The following is a 17,929-nucleotide window of genomic DNA, read 5'->3' on the forward strand; positions in this document are numbered from 1 at the left end:
CGACACACCACTGCACGACACCCTACCAACAGCAGCAGTTAGACAGCTGCTACCAGTTGGAGGCTGCAACAACACTCACACAGTGCGGGCGCACAAGGAGGCTACTGCTGATTACCTTGGCCCACATTGACCGCCCACGTCACCCCAAACCGGTCAACGAGCTGGCCATAGGTGGCGCCCCAAAACTGTTGCTCAAACGCAATAGTGATGGTGGCACCTTCGCTAAGTTTGTGAAACACTGCGGTGCCATGGTCGACATCCGAACCCATCACACACAACGTCACCGCCCCCGGAGTGTCCCCACCAGGGGTGGCCCCATCGGATGCGAGCAGCAGCCAGCCGTCAGGGGTGTGCAGTTCACCGTGCATAATCCAGTCGGGTTGCACCTCATCCCCATGGTCGCCAGGCATATCGGCAAACCGTGCCAGGGTAAGATCCCCGCCGAGGGCTTGCTGATAAAACGTCAGCATCGCTTCCGCATCGCCGGCGCGGAAAATATATGGTGCAAGAAGATTTGACATTGTTCTAACCTAGCAGGACAAGGAGCTGAATTGGCTATTGTCCCAACCCGGTGGGGTGAGGCAACCAGTCGGCAAGTAGCCCCACACCGCAGCGACCCGTTAGGCTAGCTTGGCAATGAAAATCTTGGCACTGTGTTGGCGCGACCCCACTCACCCGCAGGGGGGTGGCTCTGAACGCTACCTGCACGAGGTTGCCCGCTATCTGCACATTCACGGCCATGAGGTGATCTATCGCAGTGCCGCGGTGGCCGGCCAACCGGCCACTACCCGCCGCGCCGGGGTGATCCATCACCGGTTTGGTGGAAAATACACCGTCTATATTCGGGCAGTCCTTGCCATGGTTGCCGGCCGCTTCGGTATCGGCCCCTACCGTGATGTTGACGCCGTCATCGACACCCAAAACGGCATCCCATTTTTCGCCCAGCTTGCCCTTGGTAAACCCACCATTGTGCTCACCCACCACTGCCACCAGCAGCAGTGGCCTGTTGCCGGACCGGTGTTAGCGCGTATCGGCTGGTGGCTAGAGTCACAAGTCTCCCCACGGGTGCACCGGCATACCCAATATGTGACCGTCTCCGCACCGTCCAAAGCAGAACTTGTCGCCCTCGGGGTGGATGCGCATCGTATCGCAATCATCCGCAACGGGGTTGACGTGTCCCGCATGGCTGAACAACTGCCGCTACCGGCTGTAGATGATCGTCCCCTGCAGCTGGTGTGTGTAGCCCGGCTGGTTCCCCATAAACAAATCGAAGACGCCCTGTGGGTGGTGCAGCAGCTTGCCACCCAGCAACCGGTGCAACTCACCGTTGTCGGTGAAGGCTGGTGGCATGAGCGGCTCTGTGCCGCCGCCGACGAACTCGGGGTTGCCCAGGTGGTGAGGTTTACCGGGTTTATCCCCGAGGCCGAGAAACACGCCATCTTGCAGGCCAGCGACGTGCATATTATGCCGTCGAAAAAAGAAGGCTGGGGGCTTGCCGTCACAGAGGCAGCAATGCACGCTGTGCCAACGGTCGGCTACCGCTACTCCGGGGGATTACAAGACTCGGTGATTGACGGCGAAACCGGGCTGCTTGTAGACACCCGCGAAGAACTCCTTGACGCGGTGCAAACACTTGCCGCTCACCCGGATTATCGGCACCGGCTCGGGGTTGCTGCCCGCAACCGTGCCCGCCAATTTTCTTGGGAAGAAACCGGGGCGCGCTTCCTTGCCCTTCTGCAGCGCACCGTCACCCGTTCAGGTCACCTGCTGTAGTGGTTCTTTCCCTTGAAGATCCCTGCACGATGCTGGTGACTTGGGGAAAGTAAAAATATATGCCAACTGCGGCAACAATAGCGATCATGCAAACTTCTTCCCGCAGTGCGCCAGGAGTCGGAAATATTGGCGCACGCGGCGGTTTCCGGCTGCTCGCTGTGGCACGTGATCTGCTTAGTTACCGCGACCCGGCTTGCACTGATGGCCACGGTCGCAGTCGGTTTCGGTGGCGCGATCGGCCAGTTCGGTATAGCCGCCGCCCAAGTGGTGTTTGTGGTTGTGCCAGCCGAAAGTTTCGCAGCAGTGTTTTTAGGACTTCATGTGGGGATGGTTGCAGTAAAAACTGCTCCCCGAACCAGCGCCGCACACCAGCCACTAGCAGCAGTCACAGCCGCGCAACTGGGTGGCGACGGCGGTATCGGCGCCGCCACTGAAGGAAAAGAATCCACCCGGGCAGCAGCAACCATGACCAGGTCAACACCCGGATTGTGACAAGTGTCGTGCGCTGCGGTTGGCACACTGGTTGCACCACAGTGTGTTGCTGGCCGTCCGGCGACCACACCGACCCCACCCCGGCACGAACAAGCTGCTCATGATCGCCGGTTGCTGCGGCCTGCCGCAGGGCATGCTGCTGCGGATTACCCCCAGAAACAATTCGCCCATCAACAATGAGCGTTTCGGCAGGGATTGCCCCAACTGCTTTGATTACCGGATTCACGAATTGGCGGCCGGAGACGGTGCGCACCAGATCAGTGTTGTCGTCAATAACCTGTCGGCACCCCGACTGGCTGCGGGCAGTGTCAAAGGCTGCCACCAACGCGGCATCATAGTGTGTCGTTGGCCGCAGCACTGCAATATCATGCACCATCCCCGGCACCGGAAACAGACACAACACCACCAGGAGAAGTTGGACGAGTCGTGCACCCGCGGTGCTGCTGTGAAACCAGGCTGCCACCCCAGCCAGCAGTGCGGGAAGTACTAGCAGTAAAAACTTTTGCGAATCCCGCACGATTCCCGCCGCCGGCACATGCAGCAGCAGCCAGCCGGTCACATCTGGTGCAACCAGTGGCAGCACTGTCAGCAGCACACCGGCGAGTGCTAGTAGCCGCAATGGTCGGGCAATATGTGACCATTGGCGAAACGCCAACACGGTCACCACAGCCGCGGCACACACCACCAGCACAGTTCGTGACGGCGGCACACTGGCCGCATTCCAAATACCCCCCAATCCGGCAAGACTTACCACCACCGACAGGGAGTGTTCCGCCCGCGGGGCAAACGCGGCAAGCTCCCCGAGCGGATCGCTACTTTTGACTGCCGCCGGCCGCAGCAGCAGCGGCACAGCCCACGGCAGCGCCGCCGTCAGCAGGAGCAGTGCAGCACCGACACCGTCCCGCAGGCGACCTGGCGTGGAAAACCCGCCACACGACAGCAGTACACATCCCATCCATAGCAGCACACACAACCATCCCGTTGGGGTGGCGGTTGCCAACCACACCAGTAGCAGCGCTACCACGCGGTGTTGTGCAAGCAGTGCCGCACTCGCCCCAATGAGCAGCCAGGCGGCAGCCACCAGTGACCAGTGACCTTGCAGCAGACGTTCCACCACCCAGCCATTGCAGCCACACAACAACATCACGGTTCCCACCGCCGCCACCTGCACCGGCAGCGGACGGGTGGCAGTAGTCCTCCAGGCAAACCAGGATGCACCCACAAGACCCGCCACAAGCGCTGCAGCAAGCCACAGGCGGGCAAGCACATCAGCAGGAATAATCGGCGACAACATTGCCAGCACTGCATCTTGCGGTACCGCCCGCGGCCAACTGCCATACCAGCCAAACACATCAGCAGTCAGCAGCATCCGCGGGGGAATCGACATGTCACGCCACAGCAGCGCCCCGGGGGCGGCAAAAGGGTACAGCACCAACGCAACCACCAGCCCACAGCCGGCAGCAGTAAGTATCCACCATCGGTGAGACGCCAGCAGATTCGGTCGCACATCAGGCTTCGACACCTGTCACCTCCTTGAGCGACAATGCGTTGTTGTGGGCGGCCAGCACAGTGACAATGAGGCCGACTTTGGAAAAATATGATGAACAATCAGATCAAGTAGCAACATCCCTGATGCTGGCGGTACTGCACCTGTACCTTCTTGACAATAGTGCAGCAGCCCTGGCCACCGGCTACGCTGGCTCTACAAGTCCGCTGTCAGCCACCGCAACTTAAATATTCTGTAAAAAAATCGACGTAGAGAACTGCCCGTGCACCGTCCACCACCAGCCCCCACCACCACAGACCGCCGCCCGTTTCTGCCGGCGGCTGAAGGGTTACGGGCTGTAGCCGCCACCGGGATTCTTATCACCCATGTGGCGTTTCAAACCGGGGTACCTGCCCACTCCTGGCAGGGGCGAATCCTTACCCGCTTCGATTTTTTCGTGCCCGTCTTTTTCGCCCTGTCCGCACTGCTGCTGTGGCGCCGCTACGGCAACCCGACCCCGCCCACCGCGGGGCAATGGCGCCGCTACACCCGCAGTCGCATCATCCGACTTTATCCGGTGTATCTGCTGCTTATCGGCATTGTCGTGTTATTTCACCAGCCGGCATTTCGCGTCGATCCACGCACCATTTTGGCAACTGGGGTATTCGCCCAACTTTATGTGCCCCACGGGCTTGCACCGGGTCTGACCCATCTGTGGTCACTGGCGGTGGAAGTAGCGTTCTATGTTGTGTTGCCGCTGGCTGCGATCCTGCTGCGCCGATGCTCCCACCCAGTGCGGATACGGATTCTGGTGGTGTTGGCGGCGCTAAGCCTCAGCTGGGGGCTGCTCACACCATTTGACGCAGTGGCGCATCGTTGGCAGCTGAATTGGCAACTGTTCCCACCGGCCTACACACCCTGGTTTATTGTGGGGATGCTTGCCGCCGAATACGAGACTGCCCCACCACGCTGGCTGGTTGTACTGTGTCGACGCCCTATCTGGCCGCTGCTTGTCGGGGTTGCGGCACTGGTGTGTGCAGCCACCCCAGTGGTGGCACCGCCCGGGTTAGCACATCCCACTGGGGCACAGTTTGCGGCGAAAATTTTCCTCGGCACAGTGTTTGCCGCCGCATGGGTGTGGCCGGTGGTGTTTACCCCAGCCACCAGCTGGTTTTACCGTTGGCTGTCCAGTGGGCTGCTGCTGTGGCTGGGATCAATCAGCTATGGGATCTTCCTCTATCATCTGCCGCTGCTGGAGCATCTTATGGCGTTGAGTGCTATCAGCCCATTTCATGGCAATACGCTGCTGATAGGAGCGGTCACCTGGATGGCTTCAGTGATTGTGGCCTATGCCAGCTACGAGTGGGTGGAGGATCCCCTTCGTCGACTCAGCGGCACTGTATCGACCAGTAAGCATGCACAGGCGATGAGCCCCACAGCGGTGACAAAGGGGGCATCACCGGCGTAAACCGGGGAAGTCCACGGGCCGTGGGCAAGCCACAGTCCACACACCAGCATTGCCAGGGTGGCCAGGAGTGCCCGGTTGATGATTCGGAAACTCGTCACCAGATAGACGGCCACCCCAATAAGCAGCCCAAGTAGGCCGCCGCAAAGCCACAGCAGCAGCGCCCACCAGCTGCCGCGAAGCATGTCGGCTAGCGCATTGCTTCGCTGTGTTCCGTGGTAGTACACAATCCGCGATTCGACACTTGGACTGCAGTCTTTCACCGGGGCTGCCAAATAGTCGGCCACGTCGCGCTGTAACGCCTGCACAGGGGAGGTAGTGGCTGTCGGCGGCGGGGTGGGGTGTGCGGTGGCCGGTGGGCGGGTGCGCCGGTGGCGCCAAATGATGATGCCGCATCCGCCGAGCACAATGAGCCACAGCATCAATCCAATAGCCAGCGCCAGCTGATAGAGCCGATTGGCTTCATGGTGCAGATCCACCGCCCCGGCAGTAGCGGCGGGAAGCAGTGCGGCGGCAAGCCCCCCTGCGCCAGGGAATGTGTCGACTAGTGTTTCCCCAGCCGTAGCTTGTAGCCCGCGTAAATATCCCCGCTGGGTAAACAAGATCCGCGCCTGGGAGGCGGCGGGAACGAGCAGTGATTCACGGCTGGAACCGGATACTGGGGTGAGCTGCGGTAGGGGAAGGTCGGTGGCGGTGAGGGTTACCCACGAGCCGGTGAACGTTACCGTGTGCGGCCCGGGGGAAAGCTGCAGCGGCTCACCACAGTCAAGTGGGGCGCCGTCAATAAGCATTCCGGTGCAGCGGTCACTGTCGGGCACATATTCCCGCGTGGCTGCCTGCACAAATTGTCGCGTCCGAATAAGGCTTCGATTGTTGACGGTTTGAAAAACCCACGCCAGCGGCTGATAGGAACCGGGAATGCTCACCGCATAGGTGACTGGATGGTCACCAACCACCAGGTCGGCAAGTGCAAGCTGGCCTTGTTCGGCAACCACAGTGACATGGGTGTGTTGTGGATCATCGGCCGGTAGCAGCAGGGTTGCTGTGGAAAAAGGTGCAATGGTGTTCACCGATTGTTGATCCCACAGGTTTGCCGGGATGGTGTTTGGAAACAACTGCCACGGATCTGGTGCATGATCGCGCACTATGGTGACCGCACTGCCGGCGGTGGTGATGGTGACCGGCACCATCGCTGTCGTGTTGCGCGGCAGCTGCTGGTTGTCGGCGGCAATATAGATTGTGGCTGCCTGCGGGGTGCCGGGTGCCGGACGATACACGGTTGTCGGATCGCCGTCAGTTAATGCCACAATGCCGCTGCCGGGGCGTGCCCCGCCGACAGCAGTCGCCGAACCTGCCGAACTGCTGGGGGTGATGCGGAATCCTTCCCGTACCACTTGGGCAGGATCGGCGGCGGAAGGATAATCATCAATCTGGTTGTTCACCTGCGATAATGCTGGGTCGGCGGCGATCTCCCCGGTGTGATCAACAACCCGGGCATAGTTGTGTGCGGCCGGTATGGGGGTGTCGGTGACGACAGTGCGCGGATTCGCTGCCAGCGGCAGGGAATCCGCGGGCAGATGTGCGGTTGCAGTACTTGGCACATAGCTGCTTTCCCCCAGCAGTGCGGTGACCAGGGCAAGCGCCTCCCCGGCGCCAACGAGTGGCACCACTGCGGCCGCGTCATATGCCGCAAGGTGCGCGACCGGGGTGGCGTGTAAGTCGAACACTTCCCACGCATCGAAAGTGTGCACAGGAATATTTGCAGAGTGCAGCTGCGCGGAGAGGGCGCGTGCCGCCCGGGCTTGGGCAGGGTCCGCTAGATCCTGCCGGATCACCACATGGCTGTAGCCCAATGCTTGCAGCATTGCCTGTTTGCGCTGCGGCGCTATAGTTTGTGCCGGGGTGGCCAGGATCGCATACAGCCCGTCCAGCATACGGATCGCCTCCGGGTTGACCAGCGGAATTGCATCCCGCACCACCCACGGGACTGCGAGGAGTGCCTGTAATGGTTCATCATTTGGATTACCCCATTGGAAGCGGGCAAACGGGGTAGCCGGATATAGCAAGGTGGCGCTGGTTGCCGCGCTCGGGGCAGTGTTAAGTAGCTCTGCGGTGCGCCCCACTGCGGCGGGGATTGTTCGCCAACCGCCGCTTGCCCCACTTTGCCCGGTCAGTATTGGGGCGCCGGCACAGGCCACCACTAACACCAGCAGGGCAGCAGCAGATTGTTGCCGCTGCCGGCGGCGCAGCCGAAAATTGCCCGTTTGCTGCACGATCAGCGCCGCATAGCCGATCCCCAGCGACAGCGGCACACGAATCAACACGTCAGCTTTGTGCAGATTCCGCAACGGGGCACCGGCCCCGTCAAGCAATGATTGCCACTGCGGACCGGCCGGTCCGTGGGCAGCCAACAGCAGCACCACCCCGCAGCTTGCTAACAACACCGCCCAGCTTCGCAGCAGCGCCATATGCTGCATGGTTTGCTGGCGGAGCGGGCGCGGCAGTGCCGCTACACGCCCCGAAATGGGAAGCCGTTTGGCGGCGATAAGCCCGGCAAGACCTATCGTCCAACAGACACTGGTGGCAACAATAGCTGCCGGCAGCAGCCGCTGGCGGGCGGCTGCCGGCCGGGAAAAGTCCACAAACGGTACCCAATGTGTGGTGCCGCGCAGCACCTCCACGGGGTTGAACCAGCGGGTAGTGACCGCCGCCGACTCAATAAACTCGGTAAACGGCGGACTGTAGCGCCCCAGAATGAAAAGCGGCACCAGCCACCACACGCTCACCAGCAGCACACCGGCTAGCCACCAGCAGGCAAGCCGCAACATCCGCCGCCGCGACATTCCTGCCTGGTTGCCCCCAAACATCCGCATGAGCAGCAACACACCAGCAGGCACATAAGCCCACAATGTCGCGGTCGCATTCACTGCCCCCACCATCGCCACCGCCACTAGTGACTGCGCAATCTCATAGCGTCCAAGCCGGCGATTGGCCAGCGGCAACACAATCCACGGGGCGACAGCTACCGGCCACGCCTCCGAAGAAATACTGCCCACTGTTGCCACCATTCGCGGTGCAGTCGCATAGGCCAACCCGGCCGCCCAACAACCCCACACTGGGCAGCCCGTCACCCGTCGACACAGCAACACCATGCCGGCAAACGCCACCCACAACACCAGCGCCCACCACAGGCGTTGCGCTATCCAATCCGGCAGCGGATCAGCGAACCAAAACCATGCGCCCTGCGGAAACAGATAGCCATACACTTGGTTTTGGATCTGCCCCAACGGAAACAGCGGCGAATCAAACTGCCATGCGCCACGCAAAAACTTTCCCGGTGCCGCCGTCAGATCATGTTTCGTGTCAGTTACCGTCACCCCAGGCCGGGTAAGCAGCATCAACACCACAAACCCAAACCCGTGGACAATAAGCATCGCCCGCAGCTGGAACTGCTCCCCGACAGGACGACGCACACCCCAGCCGCGGAGCAGCACCGCTACGCGGCTGCGCACACCGTTACCCACGAGTGTCTACCGCCTAGGAACCGTTAGGCAGGCGGTTCCGCGTCAAGACGGGAACCATATTCCGGGCCGCCCAGCAGCGGATCGGTAATAATCGTGTCAGTCTGCGCCGACAAATTATTGTCCTCACTCAGTGCTGCCACCCCCGCAACAGCACCAATTCCCACCACGAGACCGATAACCGCCGCAGCAAGTGCGGGACCAATCGTCCGCCGGGTGAGAGTATCCGACTCGAACGCCATCCCGTCCTCCTTGTGCGTCAGGCCTGCATAACGGCAACAACAATACAACATTCGGCCGACAAAAGCCGGCCAAGACTCACTGACCACCAGCATGTACGCACACCGACTTCACGGCAGAGAAACACGGCGATCGATCATCGCTTTCAATCTAGTGCCCGGCGGGCAAGCAACCCAAGTCGTAGCCAGTGGGCAAACCCGGTCACCCCAACCGGCGAGCGCGACCACACCCCACACCCGCAGCATATTCCCGCCGCCACACCGCGGCGGCTAACAGCAAAAAAACCTAGCGGGGCGAATGATCTGCTGGTGGCACAATCAGCACCGGCATACCCGCATTATGCAGCACATTTTCCGAAGTAGAAGAACTCAACAGTCCTTTTAATCCACCGCTGGACAGCCGGGTACCGGTCACGATCACATCCGCCTGCAGCGCATGGGCGGCATCCACAATCGCCGACCACGTCGACTGGGGTGACTCCACCACATGGGCGCCACACTCCACCCCCAATTCGGCGGCCACCGCAACCGCCTGCTGGCCGCAGGCCACCGCCTGCTGATAATTCGTGTCTGCCTCCGCGATCTCCCCGTGCAGATCCACCATAGCCACCCCGGGGGCGCCCACCGCCCGCATCGCCTGGTGGGTTAACGGTTCATAGGCGGTAACAATCTGCAGCAGCGCCTGCGGAAACAGTTTCGCGGCGTGCACCAAGGCACGCTGCGCTTCCGCGGAGCCGTCAAACGCAACAAGTACAACTGTGCTTTGCGAATCAGAAATAGTGATCACTTCCAACGTCACATTGATGGGAAAACCGGCACAAGCAGCAATCTTGCAGCGCCATAGAGTCGAAAGACGACAGCAACAGGAGAGCAAGTCGCACAACAGTCATGCCAGCATGTGGCCTAAGCCTAATCGATTACTGTCCGCTGTTTCAGTGCAATCTAGCAGATCGGGGTCGATACCCTGCCGGAAAGGAGGTGAAACACCTGCCGCCACACCTGCACTCTCCGATTGCTGTTGGGTAACAGTTCCCACCACCCGCCCGGCCGCAGCTATCTTTTCCCAACCAGGTAGGTGATAATAGGGGGCGCTTCACTCCACGGTTGATGTAACCGTGGACACACCACAGCCTCGAACCGTCGCGCAGTGGTGAAAAACAATGGCGAAACGATAATAGGTGCACCATCGGCAAGGTTGGGAAGGCTTGGCGTGCAAAACACGAAAACACTAGTCGCTGTCACTGTGGTGGCATTAGCACTTGCGGCGGTGTCCTACCCCGGCTGGTGGCACAACCCAACAGGCGACCATGCGGCGACTGCCCTCGCAGAAAACAATCATTCCCCCCAGACTCATCGGGTCGACGACCCGACCCCTTCCACCACCTCCGCCCAGCCGCCGGCGGCATCATCCCGCACCACCTCATCACCAACCGACGCAACCAAAGCCACTGGTGAACCGCACAATCCGGCAGCCCTCGTGGCCGCCCACACCGCCGCCAAGGTGGCACTGCACCAATCCACCCATCCCCCCATTGCCGTGTCGGCACTGGGCATCGGGCCACTATTAGGACCGCTTGCAGCATTTTCCTCGGCGGCAGAAATCCCGCTAGAACACGTCCCATATCCCCATGATCGGCGGGCACGAATCGCCTCCCTGATGATGGTCGGGGTGCGCGACTATGACGATGCACTATGGGCGCTGCAGCAAGGCGCCGGTGGAATCTTTATCGGTTCCTGGACTGATCCGCAGCTCCTCACCCAACAAGGACGAGACCTGCATGCATTAAAAAAGCAGGTCGGCCGTTCATTCCAGGTGTCTATCGACGCCGAAGGCGGCCGGGTCGCCCGACAGCCTGACATATTCGGCCAGCTTCCCAGCCCTCGCCAAATGGCCGCCACCATGACCCCGCAACAAGTGGAACAAGTCGCCTTCGAACTCGGTCAAAAACTGCACGACCGGGGGGTGACCGTCGACTTTGCGCCCGTCGTCGATATTGATGGCGGTCCTGCCGGTGGGGCGATCGGGGATCGTTCCTTCAGTGACGATCCGGTGATCGCCGGCCGCTACGCCACAGCATTCTCCCGCGGCCTGCAGCGCGCCGGGGTAATCCCGGTGGTGAAACATTTCCCTGGCCACGGTCGTGCCAGCGGGGATAGCCACACCGGCCAAGTGTTCACCCCACCGATTACTGACCTAAAGCAGCATGATCTCACCGCCTATAATCAGCCCCTTGCCGAAACTCAAGCACAGGTGATGGTTGGCCATGTCACAGCTACCGGCTTGAGCGACGGCAACACTCCTTCGACGGTCAACCCTGCAGTGTATGAGTTGCTGCGCCGCGGCGACTGGCAGGGTGGCGCCCCATATCATGGGGTGATTTTCACCGATGACCTGTCGGGGATGAAAGCTATCTCTGACTCCTTTACGCTTCCACAAGCAGTCCTTGGGGCGCTGCGCGCCGGGGCAGATATGCCGCTATGGATTGCGACGGAAGGACTCAATGAGGCAATCGACGCTGTTGATCGGGCGGTTGCTGATGGAAGTTACCCGGAACGCATGCTCAACCAGTCGGCAAGCCGGGTTGCCGCATTACCGCGATGGTAGAGAACAAGAATTCAGCTGACGCTGACCCCACCCCAGAATCCCCGGCAGCAGAGTCCGCCGACCAGCAAGCAGCTCCGCAATTCGCGCCGGAGGATTCCACCACCACCCCAGGAGATGCTCCGGCGGATTGTGTTGCATCGGCTGATACTGCGGATCCGGCACCGGGGCACACGAAGTTGCGGGATGCCCGCAACCGGGCTCGACAGGTTGGTCGGACACTGCATCCGCGGCACATTCCGCAGCTGCTCACCCACGATGATGATCCTCCACAGGCGGCGATCGCGCAACGGGTGATTCTCGGCATCGTGGCTCTGCTGGTCATTGTGTTTTTCGCGTTGTGGTTGCTGCTTTATACCTTGTCGGCGGGACGGGTACCGGCAGGAACCTATGTCGGCGAGATAGATATTTCTAGGCAGCGTCCTTCCCAGGCTATAGCCACCCTGGAGCAAGCCTATAAAGAGCAGGTGAAAGCACCAATCACTGTGCAAGCTGCGGATGCTAGTGTCACCGTCGACCCGGTGAGTGCAGGCATGCAGCCCAACTGGGAGGCGACTGTTCACGCCGCCGGCACCTCCCACGGCAATCCGCTGCGCACTATCAGTGTTGCTCTGTTTGATCGGCACCGGCACATACCGATCACCGTCGATACGCTCGATACGGAATTTTCTGCCACAACCCAATGGTTGAGTGAACGCCTCGACCGGGAACCTCGTGATGGGGCGGTGACTATTGCTCGCGGCAAACCACGCAAAGTGGATGCCCAAGTCGGTATTGATGTCACCCCTGAGGCTGCAGCTCAAGCGTTACGCACGCAATGGCTGGCCGATCCGGCTGCCCCGCAGGAAGTAACTATTGATGCGGCAATTACCCAGCCGGCGATCGCCGAAGATCAAGTTGATACGGCTTATCAGCTTGCAACTGCTGCAACCAGCGGGGAACTTGTTGCCCACGGCCAAGGTGCCGATGGCACAATCACCCCAGTGGAAGTGGGGGATATTTTGTCCTTTACCGCTACTGGTAACCGGCTTGATCCAGTGATTGACTTGCAGCTCGCCGGTGCGATTTTGGGTCAAGGGTTAGACGCCACCGCCCAGCCGCCGGTGGATGCCCACTTTGCCACGGTCGATAGTCGTCTCACCACGGTGGCTTCCGCACCGGGGCGGCGGATCGACTGGGAGGAGGTGTTTCACGATTTTGATAAACGACTCTTCGCTGAAGCGCCCCGTGAATGGGAAGTGACCTATCAGGAGGAAGAACCGGCGATTACCGACGAAGCGATCGCCGATATTGATGCAAGCAAAGTGTTGGCGCAGGCAAGTATTCGTCTTCCCGACGAGCCGATGGTCGCCCAGGCGAATCTTTTAGTCGCCGAGTTAGATGGCAGGATTTTGCGGTCAGGGGAGAAATTTTCGCTGGAAGCTGCTGCGGGTGATTCAGCCGTGCAGGCACCGGCCTCCCATCAGTCCGCTGGCCAGAATGCGTGGAATAGTGTGGCGTCGGCATTGTTTAATGCAGCGCTAGCTGGGGGGATGCAGGATATTCAGCGGACAGCGAATATTTATGCCTTCGATGGCCTGCCGCTGGGTAAGGATGCTGACTGGGTGCCGGGAAGTGTGGATTTTGGGTTCTCTAACCCGTATCCGTATCCGGTGGTGGTGTCTTTGAGTGTTGAAGGTGGTCGTCTGCGGGCGGGACTATTCGCACAGGAAAAAGTGGATACCACTGTGAAAGTCGTGAAACGTTCTCGGACTGATCGTGCCCCTCGCATCGTGGAACGAGATGAGCAGTGCGTTCCGGCTGCTGGGCAGGATGGGATGCGGATTGTTGTTGAGCGGCGAACCAGGAATCGTGCCGGTGATCTGATAGCAAATGACAAGTTCGAGTCGGTGTATGCTGCCCGCCCGGTTGTGACCTGTATTGCCCCTGAGCCGGTAGAGCCGGATGAAACCCCGTCAGATCCCCTCGATGAGCTGCTGCAGCGCCGCTAGCGGTGCCAGGCAAATTGGCGAAGGACAACAAGTAAGGATTGGAAAAAACAACGCCGACAGCGGGTCGCTGTCGGCGTTGCCAAGCATCCTTTGGTGTTACTGATCCAGTTTCCATCAGGTGAAGTACTGTGTCCCCGGTAGTAACGATGGGTGCTTTATATTTTCGTTTCGTAAGGTTTGGCCGATAGATACAAGCTCTTGATCGCCTAACTACCAGCGTCAATGCGCGGAACAATGATCGATAGTTACGACCGGCCAGTCATCATCCGCTGCGTTGCGCCATAGGCTTCCACGCCAGGAATCTGGCGGTGACGGGCGGCCACCGTTTCAATAGCTTTTGTGAAGACCTCCTGTGGGGGGATGTCCATCGCGATACAGATTTCGATGAACTCGTCCACCGTTGGCGACTTCTCACCGCGGAAATATTGACTTAACTGGCTTGTCGAAATCGACGTGAGTTCCGCAACGCGACGCTGGCGCAGATTGTGCGCAGCGAGAACGCTGCGCATTTGTGCGGCGATCTCGAGCCCATATGTATCGGGTTTGCGTCTTGGATGTCCAGCCATGACTCTTATTCTACCGATTAGCTAACTGAACCAAACCATCATAAGTGGCCTTGAACTCAATTGAGGATTGCAGATGGTAATGATAATTTCATTTGCTTTGCTGTTGTGGCCACACCCGTTGGGTGTGAGCGAACCAATGGTGACCAGGAATGATAGCCGCGCGGCAAGATGGAATGGTCATTCTTTACTTAAAGGGATGATGTTTTGTGATGGCTTGGCTGATCATTGCGTAAACACTGTGTTGGTGAAGCCTCGTTTTTATTGTTTTGGGCGAGTATTTACCAGATATATTCGTAGTACTTTTCCCTGGGGTTTGGTGTAATGCATTGAGCCTGACTTGCTGAATAGTCGCACCTTTAACAACTGTTTCCCATGTTTTACGACGTGGGTAATCTTGTTTTTTCGCAGGACAGCCGGATGGTTGTATCAATCGCCCGTTTCTTACAGGGGATATCCAATTTTTATTTACGGATCGACTGGGGGTAGGGCAGTCCTTTTCTACGGCCAGCGGCGCTGTGCCGGTGGTGGAGTCGGCGTTGGAGTGTTTCGTATAGAAATGATCAAAGCCGCTGTGAAGGATTTTCTGCGAACTCTTTCGTCGACGCGTCATCGGGGGTGACTCGCGGCGGCAAGGGGAGTGCTGAGGGGCGAAATGGTGGCCTTATTTAGGGAATGGCGGGGGTGGTGACTGGGGGTAGTAATTGCGTATATTTCTGACGCTGGGAAGGCAAATTTGCTAGGGATTGCCGCCCGATGCAGCCGCCGGAATGGGAACTCCCGCGCAGGGACGTGGCGGATGCGAACCACCTGTCCATGCGACGCCAATCGGTATTGCTTGGGATATGCGGTGAGCTCGCACGGGAGAGACATCAGCATAAAGACTGCCTGTTCCCGTCATCCTGTGATCACTGGTGGGGTGTGGCGATGGCAAGAATATCGGCATGGATTCACCGCCGTGCAACACACAAGGCTGCTCTGATTGTTGGGATTACGCGCGCAAGGTTCACCCCCGGTGAAACATAGCTGTTTACAAAGGTTTGGCAGCGCGCCCCTGCCGGGCGATCTCGGCGTTATGCGGCGACGTCACGGGTCGGCCAAGCCGCTAGGCTGCGATGGTAGACCTGGTTGTCGATGATGTAGGGAGTTCACCCCTTTGGCGAAGCCCAGGGGCTGCGATATTGGGGCGCCGGCTACCGCAACCGCTCGTTTTACCCCGATGTGTGAAACATCCTCACGAGGCTGCTGGATGTTTTGTCCATGGTGGTTGCGCACTGCTTTACGCAACGTGCACATGATTTCCCTCGGGTTCTGCGAGTGAAAACGCAGAGAAACCAAAAAACGCCGTATTACATACGGCGTCGAATTGGAGCCGATGACGGGAATCGAACCCGCGCCGTCTGCTTGGGAAGCAGAAGTTCTACCATTGAACTACATCGGCAGTGTGCTTTGCACTCGATCGATTATAGCAAGCGTCTTTTGGATACACAACCGATTTTTTCCTCGCCTAGTTACCGCAATGTTGCACGGGTGCCTAGTTCCTGGGGAGTACGAAGGTGACTCGGTGTCGCTGCGTTCTTGCAGCTTGCTGAGCTGATTCGTCGCTAGCTGTCCGTGTAGATGGTGGCAAAAAGGGAGCAATGCCAAAGCCCCACCGGCACCTCCCTGGTTGCAGGGTTTGTGCCGATGGGGCCTCGAGTGTGATGGTGTGTGGTGTTGGCCGGGTGCAGTATTAGAGCTTGATTGGCGGATGGAGCCGTTTCATCGTCCAGGTGCGGTCACGCCACGCACCAAAAGCGGTGAGCGTGAGCGACAGGGCGATGATGATCAGTACTGCGGTGATCGACTGCGGGGCGCGATGGTCGAGATTGCCGTAGATGAATTGGCGGAAGCCATCGACCGAATAGGTCATCGGATTGATCGGATGGAGCCACTGGAACAGCGCTGGTTCGGTCTCTACGGGGTAGAGGCCGCCAGAGGCGAGAATCTGCAACATGAGCAGTGCCATTGCAGCCACCTTGCCAGGTCCTGGGCCAAGCAGGACGTTGAGGAACTGGTTGACAGCCACAAACATCACACTGACCAGCACAGAGAAGCACCACAATCCTAGGGGGTAGGCGGCATTGAGCCCGACCCCGTAGAGGGTGACTGCAACAATGATGGTCGCCTGCAGGGTGCCGATCAGCGCACCAGGCAGGAATCCGTCAATGGCGGCACGCAGCGGGCTTGCCCCGCTGGCAACTGCCCGGTTTTGCATGGGTTGCAGCAGCAGGAAGATGATCAGTCCGCCGATAAACATTGCCAAGGAGAAGAAGAACGGGGCAAGACCGGCGCCGAAGGTGTTCTCCCCGGCCTCGTTGGTAGTTTCGAGTTTCACTGGTGCACCGATGGTTTGGGCGAGATGTTCGCGCATCTCAGTGTCCATGGCGGGCACCTTGTCGGCACCTTCACCGAGTTTCGTAGCCAGCTCGTCGAGGCCGATAACCAGCTCCCCAGATCCGGAATATAGTTTGCCGATGCCGTCGTCGAGATCGTTGGCGCCGGTGGTTAACTGGGCGGTGCCTTCGCTCTTTAACTGGCTAGCACCGGCAGCAAGCGTTTGGGCGCCACTGTTGAGCTGATTGACGCCGTCGACAAGTTGCCCAAGCTGGCCGGGCAGTTGACCAGTTCCTTGCTGAAGCTGGTTAAACCCGCCGCGGAAGGGGGCGTTCGGGTCGGCGAGTTGATACGCCAGTTGGCTGGTACCGCCAGCAAGCCGATTCACCTGGTTTGTGAGCGGGGAAGCAGGTCCTAATGCGGTGGTTTCCATATTGGTGGCGGCCTGCTCAACTTGGGCAGCCAGATTGTGTGCCCCCGGGTCGGGGATAGCGCGCAGCTGGGCGGCGATTTGCCGCAGGTTTCGGGCCATATCCGCTTGCGTGGCGGTGATTTGATCACTGGTGGACTTCAGCTGCTGAACCCCGTTGTTCAACTCGGTGGCACCCTGTCCTAGCTGGTCAAGGCCACTGCCGAGCTGGTTGACTCCGCGGGTTAAGTCGGTGAGTTTGCCGGTGGCGGTATCGACTTTGGTGGCCAGCAGGCTGGTGCCGTCAGCTAACTGTTGTGCGCCTTGAGAAAGTTCCCCCATTTTTTCGTCGAGGGTTTGGGCGCCCGTGGCGAGTTTGTCGGAGCCATCTTTCGCGCTGCCGAGCCCGTCTTGCAGGGTGTGTCCACCGTCGGCGAGCTGTTGCGCACCGTCGGCGGCCTGGTGCAGTCCTTGGCCGGCGTCTTGCACCCCGACGAGGACTTTATCGACGGCTTGAATGCCGATCTTGTTGGAGATCACCGGCACCATGGTGCGCATCACGTTCTGTCCGATGAGGGTGGACAGGTAGCCGTTGGTGTCGTTGTAGGTGGTGTGAATCACCGCCTTGTGAGGGCTGTCAGTAGTCGGGGAGGTCACCGCTTGGGAGAAGTCTTCCGGCAGCGACACCACAAAGTAGTAGGTGCCGTCTTTCACGCCTTCTTGCGCGGTGTGTTCATCGACAAAGTCGAAGCTGACCTGCGGTTCCTCTTTTAGTTCGGCGACGACTTCGTCGCCGGCGTTAAACGGTTCCCCGGCGACGACAGTGCCTTTATCGTTGTTGACGAACGCGATCGGCAGCCGGTTCACCTGTCCGAAGGGATCCCAAAATGCCCACAGGTAGAGGGCAGAGTACATCAGGGGAATAAGGGTGATCGCGAGGATAGCGATGCGCCCCAACGTGGAGCGGCGGAAGCGGCGGAGTTCGGTGCCGAGGGAAAATCCTGCAAACATG

The 17,929-nt window shown here is 59.6% G+C and carries 12 protein-coding genes and 1 tRNA gene; 5 read left to right on the plus strand and 8 right to left on the minus strand.

Annotated features, from left to right (window positions below; all coding sequences use genetic code 11):
• Nucleotides 1-101: 101 nt before the first annotated feature.
• Entirely contained in the window at nucleotides 102-521 is a 420-nt protein-coding gene (locus tag CCHOA_RS00775; protein ID WP_123925792.1) for a VOC family protein, read from the minus strand.
• Nucleotides 522-636: 115 nt separating this feature from the next.
• Between CCHOA_RS00775 and CCHOA_RS00780 the strand changes: the two genes are divergently transcribed.
• Nucleotides 637-1,773 (plus strand): glycosyltransferase family 4 protein, encoded by a 1,137-nt coding sequence (locus CCHOA_RS00780; RefSeq protein ID WP_123925794.1) that lies wholly within the window; start codon nucleotides 637-639, stop codon nucleotides 1,771-1,773.
• 385 nt (nucleotides 1,774-2,158) lie between these two features.
• On the opposite strand, the gene CCHOA_RS00785 is transcribed toward CCHOA_RS00780, so the two are convergent.
• The gene (locus tag CCHOA_RS00785; protein ID WP_123925796.1) at nucleotides 2,159-3,787 is read right to left on the minus strand and encodes an MmpA family trehalose lipid delivery protein; all 1,629 of its coding nucleotides are present in this window, start codon (nucleotides 3,785-3,787) and stop codon (nucleotides 2,159-2,161) included.
• A 65-nt stretch (nucleotides 3,788-3,852) separates the two neighbouring features.
• Between CCHOA_RS00785 and CCHOA_RS10590 the strand changes: the two genes are divergently transcribed.
• Both CCHOA_RS10590 and CCHOA_RS00790 read left to right on the plus strand, forming a co-directional pair.
• On the plus strand, nucleotides 3,853-3,999 hold the full coding sequence (locus tag CCHOA_RS10590) for a hypothetical protein (RefSeq protein ID WP_164472332.1): 147 nt from the start codon (nucleotides 3,853-3,855) through the stop codon (nucleotides 3,997-3,999).
• 35 nt (nucleotides 4,000-4,034) lie between these two features.
• A complete protein-coding gene (locus tag CCHOA_RS00790; RefSeq protein WP_164472333.1) occupies nucleotides 4,035-5,219 on the plus strand; it encodes an acyltransferase family protein in 1,185 nt (394 codons plus the stop codon).
• Here CCHOA_RS00790 and CCHOA_RS00795 read toward each other — a convergent pair.
• The 3 genes from CCHOA_RS00795 to CCHOA_RS00805 form a co-directional block, all read right to left on the minus strand.
• Nucleotides 5,108-8,740 carry an alpha-(1->3)-arabinofuranosyltransferase domain-containing protein gene (locus tag CCHOA_RS00795; protein ID WP_123925800.1) on the minus strand — a complete coding sequence of 1,211 codons (3,633 nt, stop codon included), beginning with the start codon at nucleotides 8,738-8,740 and terminating at the stop codon, nucleotides 5,108-5,110. The two genes, CCHOA_RS00790 and CCHOA_RS00795, sit on opposite strands and share 112 nt — an antisense overlap.
• A gap of 23 nt (nucleotides 8,741-8,763) precedes the next feature.
• Complete coding sequence (locus CCHOA_RS00800) at nucleotides 8,764-8,979, minus strand: DUF2613 domain-containing protein (protein ID WP_123925802.1); 216 nt, start codon at nucleotides 8,977-8,979, stop codon at nucleotides 8,764-8,766.
• A gap of 283 nt (nucleotides 8,980-9,262) precedes the next feature.
• Nucleotides 9,263-9,763, minus strand: a complete 501-nt coding sequence (locus tag CCHOA_RS00805) for a universal stress protein (RefSeq protein WP_245992155.1) — start codon at nucleotides 9,761-9,763, stop codon at nucleotides 9,263-9,265.
• A gap of 423 nt (nucleotides 9,764-10,186) precedes the next feature.
• Between CCHOA_RS00805 and CCHOA_RS00810 the strand changes: the two genes are divergently transcribed.
• Entirely contained in the window at nucleotides 10,187-11,581 is a 1,395-nt protein-coding gene (locus CCHOA_RS00810; RefSeq protein WP_245992156.1) for a glycoside hydrolase family 3 N-terminal domain-containing protein, read from the plus strand.
• On the plus strand, nucleotides 11,575-13,569 hold the full coding sequence (locus CCHOA_RS00815) for a VanW family protein (RefSeq protein WP_123925804.1): 1,995 nt from the start codon (nucleotides 11,575-11,577) through the stop codon (nucleotides 13,567-13,569). The genes CCHOA_RS00810 and CCHOA_RS00815 overlap by 7 nt, the downstream gene beginning before the upstream one ends.
• Nucleotides 13,570-13,814: 245 nt before the next feature.
• Here CCHOA_RS00815 and CCHOA_RS00820 read toward each other — a convergent pair whose 3' ends face one another.
• The 3 genes from CCHOA_RS00820 to CCHOA_RS00830 all read right to left on the minus strand — a co-directional run bounded on the left by CCHOA_RS00820 (nucleotide 13,815) and on the right by CCHOA_RS00830 (nucleotide 17,928).
• Nucleotides 13,815-14,135 carry a helix-turn-helix domain-containing protein gene (locus CCHOA_RS00820; RefSeq protein ID WP_123925806.1) on the minus strand — a complete coding sequence of 107 codons (321 nt, stop codon included), beginning with the start codon at nucleotides 14,133-14,135 and terminating at the stop codon, nucleotides 13,815-13,817.
• Between the two features lie 1,364 nt (nucleotides 14,136-15,499).
• Nucleotides 15,500-15,573: transfer RNA gene (locus CCHOA_RS00825), tRNA-Gly, on the minus strand.
• 291 nt (nucleotides 15,574-15,864) lie between these two features.
• Nucleotides 15,865-17,928, minus strand: a complete 2,064-nt coding sequence (locus tag CCHOA_RS00830; RefSeq protein ID WP_123925808.1) for a YhgE/Pip domain-containing protein — start codon at nucleotides 17,926-17,928, stop codon at nucleotides 15,865-15,867.
• Nucleotide 17,929: the final 1 nt, after the last annotated feature.

It is taken from the genome of Corynebacterium choanae (assembly GCF_003813965.1).
GTDB classification, from domain to species: Bacteria; Actinomycetota; Actinomycetes; order Mycobacteriales; family Mycobacteriaceae; genus Corynebacterium; species Corynebacterium choanae.